We start from the raw sequence: 13266 nt of genomic DNA on the forward strand, positions 1-13266 counted from the left end.
TAAGACACGCGTTAACGCGGGCTGCGTTTCGCCAGAATCCGTTGCAGCGTCCGACGGTGCATGTTCAGGCGTCGCGCCGTTTCCGACACGTTACGATCACACAATTCATAAACACGCTGAATGTGTTCCCACCGCACCCGATCTGCCGACATAGGATTTTCTGGCGGGGGTGGAAGTTCATCACCCTTCGACAACAGCGCGTTCATCACATCCGCCGCATCAGCGGGCTTTGATAGGTAATCTGTCGCACCAATTTTCACAGCGGCCACAGCCGTCGCAATCGCCCCATAGCCGGTCAACACGACTATCCGGCTTTCCGGTCTGCGTTCCCGCAGTGTTTCAACCACGTCCAGACCTGTGCCGTCTTCAAGCCGCAGATCAACCACGGCATAGGCCGGCGGCCGTGCGGTTGCGATTGCTTTGCCAGCGGCGACTGAATCAGCCGTTTCAACAGAAAATCCGCGCTTTTCCATGGCTTTCGCCAAGCGCCTCAAAAAGGGCTCATCGTCATCCACCAACAACAAGGATGCGTCTTCGCCAATCGGTTCCAGTTCCATGATCTTACCCTTCAGTGTTGAGCTACAGGTAGCGCTGGGGTCCGCGTCGGTCAAACGACCGCGTCAACTTGACTGATCTGCGGCCTCAACAAAGCACGAAAGGCTTTCTGCCATTTGCTCAGGCGTGACATCACCGCGATAGAATTCCTGAAAACCGATCTCGGGGAAAACAAGGGAGGACATCGTCGTATGATCGACGAGGTAATACTCATCCTCACTGTCTTGCTTGGCATAATAGGTGCGATAGGCCTGCGACGCGCCCCGCACCTGTTCAGCCGATCCTGTCAAACCGACCATCCGGTCGTGAAAGTTGTCGGTAAAGTTCCGAACCACATCTACGGTGTCCCGTTCTGGATCGATTGAGATAAAGACAGGCGTAACCTCAACCCCTTGATCATCCAAGATATTCACAGCCTGTGCATTGCGCTGCACATCCAGCGGACAGACATCAGGGCAGAACGTATAACCAAAGTAGATCAACGTGGGGCCGGTGATCACATCCGCATCTGTGACCGTATGGCGATCTTCGCGGACCAATTCAAAGGGCCCACAAATCGCCCCGCCCGCCGCCTGCGACGCACGGCATTGGGCAAAGGCATCTCCCGATCCACCCAGTTGACTGGCGGCGAAGGTGCCGCCCAGCAAAGCAACAACAACTGCACCTGCAGCAACGGCATAGGTGTTGGACATGGAACACCTTTTTGAAAAGTCTCGCGGTTGACGCCTAAGTATGCGCACCATGTTCAGGTGGGAAGTCACAACAGCGTAACAGGGCAATATGGCGCAGTCGGAACCGGATGTTTTCCAAAACAACAAACGCAGCAACTGGCTGCGGATGCGGACCCTTTTGGTGCTACGATGGTTTGCTGTAGCAGGCCAGATCGGTGCCGTCTTGGCGGCGCGCTATATCTACGATTTGCAGCTTGAGATCGGGTTGATCGCCCTGGTCATCGGGGCGCCCGTTCTGGTGAATGTGGTTTCGTATTTCCTCTATCCAGAAAACAGACGTCTGACAGAAGGGCAGGCCGATCTTTTGATCGGCTTTGACCTGCTGCAACTCGGTTTGCTGTTGTATCTGACGGGCGGACTTAACAACCCTTTCGCGTTGCTAATCTTGGCGCCCATCACCGTGGCCTCCACCATCCTGCCGCTGCGCAGCACGTTGATTCTCGGTGGGACGGGATTGGTGATCGTGACGGCCCTTTGGTTCATCAACATTCCGATTATGACGCAATCTGGCGCGCCACTGATACTGCCCGATCTCTTCGTGTTCGGCTTTTGGCTTTCGCTTGTCATCGGGGTGATCTTCGTCGGCATCTATGCGCGGCAAGTCACCCAAGAAACCCTTTCAATGGGCGAGGCGCTGGTGGCAACTCAAATGGCGCTGGCCCGTGAACAAAAGCTGACCGATCTGGGTGGCGTTGTGGCAGCCGCCGCACATGAACTGGGGACGCCATTGGCGACGATCAAACTGGTCAGCAGCGAACTTATCGATGAATTGCAGGACAAGGATGATTTACGCGAAGACGCCTTGTTAATACGGGAACAGGCCGACCGGTGTCGTGATATCTTGCGGTCCATGGGGCGCGCCGGAAAAGAAGATAACCTGTTGCGATATGCGCCAATTGAAACCGTGATCCGCGAAGCCTGCGAACCCCACATGGACCGCGGCAAAACTGTCGAATTTCAAACACTTCCGCCCGACGAAGGGCCGCTTCGTCAACCTGACATTTTTCGCCGACCTGAGATCATCCATGGCATACGGAATCTGGCGCAGAACGCCGTGGATTTTGCATCTTCCACTGTACGGATCGAAATCAGTTGGTCCGCCTCCGTTATCAGCGTCCGCATTAGCGATGATGGCCCCGGCTTTCCGCACTCTGTGTTTGGGCGGATCGGCGATCCTTTTGTGCGCAGCCGACGGTCGGGGGAAGACCGGCGCCAGCGACCTGGGTATGAGGGGATGGGCCTTGGCCTCTTTATTGCGAAGACTTTGCTTGAACGGTCCGGTGCAAACTTAGGCTTTGCCAATGGTGGTGGAAGGGCGCTGTCGGGCCTGCGCGGCGGTGCCATCGTCAGCGCCGAATGGCCCCGTGCCGCGATAGAGGCAACATCGGAAACCAGCCGCGGTGCTTTGGGCGAAAACAGCCCGATCACCTAAATCTTAACTGCAAATTAACCAAATTGAACAATTCTGTACTTCGCTGAGTCGGAGGACATCTCAATGCAGCAAGACCCAATCGTCATTGTCGGTGCGCTGCTGGTCGGGTGTGTTGCGGCTGTTATTTTGATCGGCTTGTGGATTCTGCAAACCCGCCCGACTTCAATTCTCGCCCGCAGCCTGATGCAGGAGGCCGAAGGATCGGTCACATTTCTGTTTGACGATGAACGTTTGATCGATGCCACGCCCCGTGCCTATGCATTGCTGAAAAGCGGTCAAAACGAACGATCTGACTGGGAAAACTTTTTGGGCTTGCTGTCCGCTCGGTTCCCCCATCTGCGGTCTCAACTGGGTGACCTTGCGCAGCTTGGCCACAAGAAAATCGCACCTGAAGACGACCAACCCGGATGGATTGATGCGGAATTTTGGCATGGGCTCGCGCGTCTGACTTTGGTCCAAGACAAAGACCGACCAGACCAAACGATTGATCCTCTCACAGCGGACGCGATCGAACATGAACTCGAAACCTTGCGGGGGATTGGGGAGGATTCTCCCCAGCTGATTTGGAAACGCGACGCCGAAGGTGTCCTCGTCTGGGCAAACCGCGCTTACATCGAACTGAGCGAGACGATTTTTCCACTGGCTGAAGATGAAATTCGTCCATGGCCCCCACAGGAAATTTTCAAAGATGCACCAAAGCCTGCTGGCAGTGCGCCGGTTATAGAAATGCACCGCATCGACTTTTCGGACCATTCCAGCCCAACCTATTTTGAAGTGAGCAGCCAGCGGCGCGGCACGGAATCGATCCACTTCGCGGTCGATGCGACCGCCGTGGTGACAGCCCAAGATGCCCAGCGGAATTTTGTCCAGACCCTGACCAAGACTTTCGCTCAATTGTCCGTCGGTCTGGCGATTTTCAACGCGGAGAGACGTCTGGTCTTGTTTAACCCCGCGTTGGTTGATCTGACGGAATTGCCCCCCGATTTTCTGATCGGCCGCCCGACCCTTTTTGCGTTCCTCGACCGTCTGCGGGATGGGCAAATGATGCCAGAACCCAAGAACTACGCCTCTTGGCGCGATAACATGCTGGAACTTGAGACTGCGGCGGAGCAAGGAAGCTATCACGAAAGTTGGCTGCTGCCCAATGGCCAGACATTCCGTGTCTCGGGCAAGCCGCACCCTGATGGGGCGATTGCTTTCTTGATCGAAGATATCAGCGATGAAATTTCGCTGACGCGCAAATTCCGGTCACAGATCAATGTCAGTTCAGCCGTATTGGATAACCTGACTTCCGCTGTCGCTGTCTTTTCCTCGTCTGGTGCCATGATCATGGCAAATGCTGCCTATCATGCTTTGTGGGGTGGCGACGAAGAAGGCATCCTTGCCAGCCGCGACTTCGATGAGGAATTGAAGATTTGGCAGGGTGTGGCGTCCCCTTCTCCACTGTGGGTGAAGCTGAATGAAGCCGTCTTGCGAGGAAGCGGCAATATGGTTTGGGACGATACCGTCAGGCTCAGCGCTGATGTCGAACTTGCATGCCAATATGCAACGTTACCCGATGGACACCATCAGATCACTTTCACCCAAATCGCGCCGAGTGAAAAACAATCTGTCGACGCGTCGGCTTTTCACCAGAGGCCAACGCGGAAGATGTCCGGCTGATTGCCCTTGCGGGTCTGGGGGCAGCCTTTAATGATGGGGCATGACCTCAGGCCCAATTACAATTTCCCTTCCTGACGCGGCTGCCACCGATCGACTTGGCGCGGCTTTGGCCGGCATTGCCAAGTTCGGTGATTGCATCCTTCTCAGCGGGCAGATTGGGGCCGGAAAATCCGCGATTGCCCGCGCTTTTATCCGTGCGCTTCTTGGTCCTGAGACCGACGTTCCCTCCCCCACGTTCACCTTGGTTCAAACCTACGTACACAGCGATTTTGAAATCTGGCACGCTGACCTTTATCGTCTGTCCGACACGCAAGAGGCGGTTGAACTTGGTTTGACCGATGCCTTTGACACTGCGGTCACCCTGATCGAGTGGCCGGACCTTTTGGAAAATCTGGCGCCAGCACAGGCGTTGCGTATCCACCTCACCGTGCAAGATGTTTCGCACGTAGCCCAGATCTCCTACGGTCCTGATTGGTCGGACCGCATTGCGCAGGTCATTTCCGATGCGAAGTGAACAGGTCGCAGATTGGCTTGACCGGCAAGAATGGGGCGCTTGGAATCGCGCGGCGATCACAGGTGATGCCTCCGCCCGGAGATATGAACGACTGACAGGCCCGAACGGCAGCACAGTGATCTTTATGGATGCGCCACCTGACACCTGCGGCAGCCAGTCCCTGTTCGTGACCATCGCCCGCCATCTTCGCGCAGCTGGGCTTTGCGCGCCAGAGGTACTGGCGCATGACGATACCCTTGGTCTTTTGGTACTGGGCGACTTGGGTCAAACCGATTTTGCCAGTCATTTGAAAGCCCAGCCAAGCGATGAAGCCGCGCTGTATTCTGCCGCTGTTGATGTCCTTCTTCGGCTTGCAGATGTGTCGGCCATAGACGGCCTAACCACCATGACACCGCAGGTGGCCGCGCAAATGCTGGGGCCTGCCTTTGACTGGGCCTGCAAAGATCCAAGCGCCGCCCTTAGGTCCGAGATTGAAGATGAGCTGCAATCCCTGTTTGCCAAAGTTGACCCGGCACCTTCCACCTTATCGTTGCGGGATTTCCATGCAGAAAATTTGATCTGGCGGCCCGATCAGGACGGAACCGACCGAGTTGGACTTCTCGACTTTCAGGACGCTTTTATCACTCACAAAGCTTACGACCTCGCCTCGCTGTTGCGCGATGCACGACGCGACGTGTCAGAGGATCTGCTGCCCGATCTTCTGTCCCGCCTCGATCCGGAGGCTGATCAGGATCACCTTCGCACGACCTTTCACGTCATGGCCGTCCAGAGGAACCTGCGCATTCTGGGCATCTTTCAGCGACTGGCCAAAGACGCCTGTAAGCCCCGTTACCTTGATTTCGTACCAAGGGTGACATCGCATCTTCGCCGTGATCTGGCCCACCCCGCGTTGGCGACGCTCCGGCCTTTGGCTATTCGCGCGTTTCTGGGGGGCACAGAATGACGCTGCCCAGATCGGTTCTTTTGTTTGCAGCAGGGCTGGGCACGCGAATGGCCCCGCTGACAGACACGCAGCCCAAACCGATGATCCGTGTCGCAGGCAAGCCGCTGCTGGATCATGCCCTGCAATTTTGCGACAGGCTCAATAGGGTGGTGAATGTCCACTACAAAGCACACCAAATTGAAGAGCACCTCAAAGACACTGACGTCCTGATCTCGGACGAACGCACGCAGCTTCTGGAGACGGGTGGCGGCCTCAAGAAGGCTCTGCCGCTTCTGAATTCAAATCCCACGTTCACGATGAACACCGATGCCGTGTGGAAAGGACCGAACCCGCTGCTGGCCCTCACTTCAGCATGGAACCCTGACACAATGGACGCCCTGTTGCTGATGATCCCGCGCGGGGCAGCTGTTGGACACTCTGGCAATGGGGATTTTATCATTGAGCCGAATGGCGCCCTTCGAAGAGGACCGGACACGGTTTATTCTGGCCTGCAAATCATCAAAACCGATGGGCTGACTGCCATTCAGGATGTCGCGTTCTCCATGTGGTCTTTGTGGCAACCGATGTTGGATGCTGGCCGGATGTACGGCGTTGCCTATGATGGTCAGTGGTGCGATGTCGGCCGCCCCGATTGCATTCCCTTGGCCGAAGCCATGCTGGACACGCCCAATGTTTGATCCGCAAACAGACCCCCGCCTGTTCGGTGTCCCACTTGGGCATGACTTTTCATCCGCGCTCTATCAAGGACTGCGTGCGCGGTTCAAAACCATGTCCCCCACAGACGTTGCACGCGTCGAAATTTATGTGAACACCCGCCGGATGGCCCGCCGCCTGACCGAACTGTTTCATCAAGACGCGGCTTTGCTCTTACCGCGGATCCGGCTGATCACCGACCTTGCACAAGATCGACTGACGGCAGACGTTCCGCCCGCGATCGCGCCCCTGCGCCGCAAGCTTGAGGTCGCCCAACTGGTCAAAGGCTTGCTCGAGGTGGACCCAACACTTGCCGCGCAAGAAGCCGCCTTTGATCTGGCGGACAGCCTCGTGAATCTCATGAGCGAGATGCAGGGCGAAGGCGTGTCACCTGATACAATCAAAAACCTGAACGTGGCCGATCAATCGGGCCATTGGGAACGCGCCTTGGGTTTCGTAAATCTGGTGCAGGACTTTTTCGCCGAGGACCGATTGGATGCCGAAGGCCGTCAGCGGCTGGTTATCGAAACACTGATCGCGCGCTGGGCGGACGCGCCGCCGACCCATCCGATCATCGTTGCCGGATCCACAGGTTCGCGGGGGGCCACTCAGCTGTTCATGCAGGCGGTGGCGAAACTGCCGCAGGGTGCAATCGTCTTGCCCGGTTTTGATACAGATATGCCGGATCACGTGTGGGATATGCTCGACCCCGATCAAGGGGGTGAGGATCACCCCCAATTTCGGTTCAAGACCCTATGTGCGACGCTTGATATCCAACCTACTGACGTACCACCTTGGATCGACACTGCGGTACAGAACCAAGCCCGCACGCGGCTGATTTCCCTTTCCCTGCGCCCTGCGCCTGTGACCCACCAGTGGATCAACGATGGGCCAGGTCTGACCGATCTTGATACCGCCACAGAAAACATGACGCTGATTGAGGCCCCGACCCCCCGCGCCGAAGCAGACGCCATCGCCACACGGTTGCGCCAAGCGGTCGAAGACGGGCAAACCGCTGCCCTGATATCCCCTGACCGGATGCTGACCCGTCAGGTCACCGCTGCATTGGACCGGTGGGACATCAAGCCGGACGATAGTGCGGGCCAGCCTTTGCAACTGTCCGCACCGGGACGGTTTTTGCGGCATGTGGCCGATCTGATGAGTGAAACATTGGACGCCGAACGGCTGTTGGTTTTGCTGCGCCATCCACTGACCAATTCGGAACAAGCGCAGAACCGTCATGCGCTTCACACCAACGATCTGGAACTGCGCCTGCGCCGTTATGGCCCGGCCTTTCCAACCACCGACAGCCTGCTGGAATGGGCGAACAAAACTGCTGACAAGCACCCTGACCGGATCGCGTGGGCCGCATGGATCGGCACAGTCATCACCGTGCCAGCCGTGGGTAACGCGCATCTGGCAGACCACATCGCAACCCATTTGCGCATCGCGGCGATGTTGGCTTCTGGCCCTGACGGCGACGGAACGGGGGAGCTGTGGCGACAGCAGGCCGGCCGCGAAGCCCACCGCGTGATGTCCGAACTTCAGACCCATGCAGAGGCGGGCGGTTCGATGACCGCCACGGATTACCGCCGACTGGTGGGGGCTGTTCTGGCCACCGGCGAAGTCCGCGACCGCGATGCGGGACATCCTGGTGTCCTGATTTGGGGCACGTTGGAGGCCCGCGTTCAGTCGGCCGATCTTGTGATCCTCGCTGGCCTCAACGAAGGCACCTGGCCTGAGGCCCCGGCCCCTGATCCATGGCTAAACCGTCCCTTGCGAAAAGAGGCGGGGCTGCTGTTGCCCGAACGTCGCATTGGCCTGTCGGCCCATGATTACCAACAAGCCGCCTGCGCGCGTGAGGTGATCCTGTCGCGCGCTGTCAGATCGGATGAGGCTGAAACCGTCCCCAGTCGTTGGATCAACCGACTGACCAATCTGCTAGGCGGGTTGATCGACCAAGGCGGCCCCGCATGTCTGGAGGCGATGCGCCACCGTGGCGACCATTGGATTGCCTTGGCTGACGTCATTGCCGCCCCGTCATTTACCACCGATCCCGCGCCACGCCCGTCACCCGCGCCACCGGCAGATGCGCGCCCTGACCAGCTCTCAGTTACTCAGATCAAGACACTGATCCGCGATCCCTATGCGATCTATGCACGCAAGGTTTTGGGCCTGAACACGCTTGATCCGTTGTCGCAATCCGCAGACGCCCCCCTGCGCGGGATCATCGTGCATGAGGTCCTCGAACGTTTCATCACCCAAAAGATCGACCCCGCCAGCCCCACGGCGGAGGCGGAGTTGATGGCCATCGCGGATGATGTTCTGGCAGCCGAATGTCCTTGGCCCGCCATGCGCGCCCTCTGGCGTGCCCGTATCGCGGGATTTGCCGCACATTTCCTGACCGAAGAACAGGACCGACAAACGGACGCGCGGAACCTTGGGACCGAATTGCGTGGTGAACAGCCTCTCAGTGCCGTGGCATTTACCCTGACCGGAACAGCGGATCGTATCGATCTGGACGGCGATGGTGAGGCGCTGATCTACGACTATAAAACCGGCGCGGTTCCGAGCGAAAAACAGCAGCTGCATTTCGACAAACAACTGTTGCTTGAGGCTGCGATGGTCGAAAAAGGCGCGTTCAAGAATGTGCCCGCTGTGCGCACAAAGGCCGCCGTATATATCGGCCTTGGGTCCACCCTCAAAAACCAGCGCGCGCCTTTGAACAAAGCGCCTGCGATGGAAACGTGGGACCGCTTCGAGGGGTTGATCCGTAAATGGATGGACCCCGCCAAGGGGTTCACCTCCCGCTCCGCCAATGAAACGACGCGGTTTGAGGGGCCCTACGACCACCTCGCACGATATGGTGAATGGGACGAAACCGCCGAGGCTGTGGCGGAGGACATGACATGATCCCCAACGACGCCACCCGTCGCCAGATTGAGGCCGCCGATCCGAACCGATCCACGTGGCTGTCCGCCAATGCCGGTTCCGGCAAGACCCGTGTTCTGACCGACCGTGTGGCGCGGCTTTTGTTGGCAGGCACCAAACCCGAAAACATCCTGTGTCTGACCTATACCAAGGCTGCCGCGTCCGAGATGCAGAACCGGTTGTTCCAGCGTCTGGGCGAATGGGCGATGATGCCGCCCGACCGTCTGCGCCGCGACCTCAAGGACCTCGGGATCGAAGCATCCATTGATCACACTTACATCGCCATGGCCCGTACGCTCTTTGCCTCAGCGATCGAAACACCGGGCGGTTTGAAAATCCAAACCATCCACTCGTTCTGTGCAGGTGTTCTGCGGCGGTTTCCTTTGGAGGCTGAGGTCAGCCCGCAGTTCAAGGAAATGGAAGATCGCGCCGCTCAGCTTTTGCGCGAAGAGGTGTTGGACGATATGGCGACGGGCGCGGATGCTGACGCGCTTGCCCTTTTTGCTCAGCATTATACCGGCGCGGAGGTCGGCAGCTTCCTCGCCTCTGTGACCGCACGCAAATCGGCCTTTGCTGCACCCTTGAACGAAGACCAGCTGATCCACATCCTTGGTCTCACCCACGGGGTCGATCCAACAGCCGCTCTCAAAATCGCCTTCACCGGCGGCGAAGCCGACCTCGCCCAAGATCTGCTGGACGCGGCACCCAACGCCTCCGCATCTTATGTGACCTTCGCCAAAGACCTTGCCGCGCTGAACTTGAACGCGCCTGATATGAACACCCTGAACGCGCTGTTCGCCAAGTTCCTCACCTCTGGCCAACGGCGCAAATGGCCCGCGTCAAACCACAAATCCGCATGGACAGCGTTCGAAGACCTGCTGGACGATATGTTTGCATGGATGGATAGGGTCGCGGATGCTTGGGATTACCTCAACGCCATCTCGGCCTTTCACAAAACCAAGGCGCTTTATACCTTCGCCACGCCGTTTATTGATCGATACGAAGCCAAGAAACTTCAACGCGGCGCGCTGGATTTTGACGACCTGATCGGCAAGGCCAAAGCCCTGTTGCAAGACCCTGCCGTCGCCCAATGGGTGTTGTTTCGTCTGGACGGTGGCGTGGACCACGTGCTGGTGGATGAGGCGCAGGACACCTCCCCCGATCAATGGGACATCGTCCGCCTGTTAACGCAGGAATTTTCGACAGGCGAAGGGGCCAACCCTGACCGCGAACGCACCGTTTTTGTGGTGGGCGACAAGAAACAGTCGATCTATTCATTCCAAGGGGCCGACCCCGAAGGCTTTGACCGGATGCGGGAATACTTCGCAGAAGAACTGTCAAAGGTCCGCAAGGACCTGCAAAAAACCGAACTCGAATACTCCTTCCGGTCCTCCGCCGCCGTGCTGCAGTTCGTCGATCAGACATGTACCGGCGACATGGCCGATGGGCTGGACACGCGGATCAACCATCTTGCGTTCAAAGACGACATGCCAGGCCGCGTAGATATCTGGCCCGTGATCGAACCGTCCAAGTCAGATGATGACCGCGAATGGGACGACCCCGTGGACCTGAAAGGGGACACCAATCACGAGGTCATTTTGGCCCGTACCATCGCCGCCGAAATCAAACGCATGATCAAGCATGACACGCTGCCGATCAAAGGCCGCGACGATGCGGAATGGGGCCGTCGCAAAATCACGCCCGGTGATATCCTGATCCTCGTGCAGCGCAGGTCAGACATTTTTGGGGAAATTATCGCCGCCTGCAAAGCTTCGAACCTTAATATTGCAGGGGCGGACCGGTTGAAGCTGGGCGGTGAGCTGGCGGTCAAAGACATCTCCGCCTTGTTGCAGTTTTTGTCGCTGCAAGACGATGACCTGTCTCTTGCTGCCGCACTGAAATCACCGCTGTTTGGGTGGTCCGAACAGCAACTCTACCACCTCGCCCAGCCCCGCCCCAAGGGCCAGACCTTGTGGGAAGCTTTGCGCACATCCGGCAAACATGACGCAACCCGCGCTGTTCTGACCGACTTGCGGAACCAGTCCGATTTTCTGCGCCCCTATGATCTGATCAACCGCTTGCTGATCCGACACAATGGCCGCAAGAACCTGATTGCTCGACTGGGGCATGAGGCCGAAGACGGCATTGACGCGCTTTTGTCACAGGCCTTGGGATACGAACAATCCGCGGTGCCCAGCCTTACCGGATTCCTCAGCTGGCTGCAGACCGAAGACGTCACCGTCAAACGGCAGATGGACAGCGCGGGCGACCGCATCCGCGTGATGACAGTGCATGGCGCCAAGGGGCTAGAAGCCCCGATCGTCATCCTGCCTGACACGACAAAGCGCAAGCGGGAGGTGAAGGGTGATTTCCTAGTCCGCGACAAGAATGTGTTCTGGAAACCCAAATCAGCCGAGATGCCCGCCGTTCTGACGGACGTGAAGGACGATATGCTAGAGGCGCAAGATCGCGAACGACGCAGGTTGTTGTACGTGGCCCTGACACGTGCGGAAAACTGGCTGATTGTGGCTGCCGCTGGTGATACTGGCAAAGACGTGGATGACAGTTGGCACGCAACGACCCTAAGCGCGATGTCGCACCTCGATGCCGTTGATCTGGACACGTCCATTGGGACTGGCAAACGGTTTAGCCGTTGGAATTGGGATGCGGGGCAGATGGTTCAGCCGCAACAAAGCACGGCACCTGCCACCCTGAGCCCTGACTTCGGCGCACAGATTCCACCGATCCCGGATCGTCCGACGACCCTTTCCCCGTCTGACCTTGGCGGGGCCAAGATTATGCCCGGCGAGACTCATACAGATGACAGTGAAACGGCCTTGGCCTTCGGGCGGTTGATCCATCTTCTGCTTGAGGTCTTGCCGGAGATTGAACCGTCACACCGCACCACCGTCGCAAAGGCGCTGATCGCAAACCAACCGGACACAGGCCTGATTGAAAACTCCGACAACTTGATCACTGAGGCAACGGGGGTTTTGAACGATCCAGCCCTTGCTTGGGTGTTTGAGGACGCTTTGGTGGAAGTCCCGATTTCCGCCGATCTGCCCCATATCGGACCGCACCGTACCTTTGGCCTGATTGACCGGCTGTTGGTGACGGACACGGACGTGATCGCGATCGACTATAAATCGAACCGCGCCACGCCACCGACGTCAGATAAAACGCCTGATGGCCTTATCCGTCAGATGGCGGCATATCGCGATGCGCTGCGGCTGATTTACCCAAGTCACCGAATTCGCACGGTTCTTTTGTGGACCAAATCGCGTACAACGACGGAACTGCCCGACACGATCCTCGACGCTGCTCTCAAAGGCGTGACCACGACTTGACGGCCCCCCCATGTCCCCCATACGTTCCGACCTCAAACAAACATTCAGGAGCAGAGCCGATGGCCACCGTAGCAGTAACAGACGCAACATTTGACGCCGAAGTGCGCCAGTCCGACATTCCAGTCGTCGTGGACTTCTGGGCAGAGTGGTGCGGCCCCTGCAAGCAGATCGGCCCCGCTTTGGAAGAACTGTCCACAGAAATGGACGGCAAGGTAAAGATCGTCAAAGTGAACGTAGACGAAAACCCTAATTCCCCCGCCCAAATGGGTGTGCGCGGCATTCCAGCGCTGTTCATGTTCAAAGACGGCGAAGTCGTATCTAACAAAACAGGCGCGGCCCCAAAAGCTGCACTGCAGGGTTGGATCGAAGAAAGCATCTAAGACCTTGAATTTCTTATAAGGGGCGTCCCATACGGGGCGCCCTTTTGCGTTGTAGCCTTGCAGGCTGCGCCCGGCGCC

The 13266-nt window shown here is 57.8% G+C and carries 10 protein-coding genes; 8 read left to right on the plus strand and 2 right to left on the minus strand.

Translation table 11 applies throughout. The annotated features are described in order from the left end of the window. Nucleotides 1-11: 11 nt before the first annotated feature. The gene (locus ACTG36_RS01325; protein WP_375279539.1) at nt 12-557 is read right to left on the minus strand and encodes an ActR/PrrA/RegA family redox response regulator transcription factor; all 546 of its coding nucleotides are present in this window, start codon (nt 555-557) and stop codon (nt 12-14) included. A gap of 63 nt (nt 558-620) precedes the next feature. Beyond that, nucleotides 621-1247 carry an SCO family protein gene (locus ACTG36_RS01330; RefSeq protein ID WP_439141251.1) on the minus strand — a complete coding sequence of 209 codons (627 nt, stop codon included), beginning with the start codon at nt 1245-1247 and terminating at the stop codon, nt 621-623. Between the two features lie 88 nt (nt 1248-1335). Between ACTG36_RS01330 and regB the strand changes: the two genes are divergently transcribed. From regB to trxA, 8 genes are all read left to right on the plus strand, one after another. After that, nucleotides 1336-2718, plus strand: a complete 1383-nt coding sequence (regB, locus tag ACTG36_RS01335) for a sensor histidine kinase RegB (protein ID WP_375279541.1) — start codon at nt 1336-1338, stop codon at nt 2716-2718. A 63-nt stretch (nt 2719-2781) separates the two neighbouring features. After that, entirely contained in the window at nt 2782-4380 is a 1599-nt protein-coding gene (locus tag ACTG36_RS01340; protein ID WP_375279542.1) for a PAS-domain containing protein, read from the plus strand. 40 nt (nt 4381-4420) lie between these two features. Beyond that, nucleotides 4421-4894, plus strand: a complete 474-nt coding sequence (tsaE, locus tag ACTG36_RS01345; protein ID WP_375279543.1) for a tRNA (adenosine(37)-N6)-threonylcarbamoyltransferase complex ATPase subunit type 1 TsaE — start codon at nt 4421-4423, stop codon at nt 4892-4894. After that, on the plus strand, nt 4884-5837 hold the full coding sequence (locus ACTG36_RS01350) for an aminoglycoside phosphotransferase family protein (protein ID WP_375279544.1): 954 nt from the start codon (nt 4884-4886) through the stop codon (nt 5835-5837). Before tsaE ends, ACTG36_RS01350 begins: the two co-directional genes overlap by 11 nt. Next, on the plus strand, nt 5834-6514 hold the full coding sequence (locus tag ACTG36_RS01355; RefSeq protein WP_375279545.1) for a nucleotidyltransferase family protein: 681 nt from the start codon (nt 5834-5836) through the stop codon (nt 6512-6514). Before ACTG36_RS01350 ends, ACTG36_RS01355 begins: the two co-directional genes overlap by 4 nt. Continuing rightward, nucleotides 6507-9443 carry a double-strand break repair protein AddB gene (gene addB, locus ACTG36_RS01360; RefSeq protein ID WP_375279546.1) on the plus strand — a complete coding sequence of 979 codons (2937 nt, stop codon included), beginning with the start codon at nt 6507-6509 and terminating at the stop codon, nt 9441-9443. Before ACTG36_RS01355 ends, addB begins: the two co-directional genes overlap by 8 nt. Continuing rightward, complete coding sequence (addA, locus tag ACTG36_RS01365; protein ID WP_439141255.1) at nt 9440-12808, plus strand: double-strand break repair helicase AddA; 3369 nt, start codon at nt 9440-9442, stop codon at nt 12806-12808. Before addB ends, addA begins: the two co-directional genes overlap by 4 nt. A 59-nt stretch (nt 12809-12867) precedes the next feature. After that, a complete protein-coding gene (gene trxA / locus ACTG36_RS01370; RefSeq protein WP_375279548.1) occupies nt 12868-13188 on the plus strand; it encodes a thioredoxin in 321 nt (106 codons plus the stop codon). Nucleotides 13189-13266: the final 78 nt, after the last annotated feature.

Origin of the sequence: Pseudooctadecabacter sp., from assembly GCF_965657175.1 — a bacterium.
GTDB lineage: Bacteria > Pseudomonadota > Alphaproteobacteria > Rhodobacterales > Rhodobacteraceae > Octadecabacter.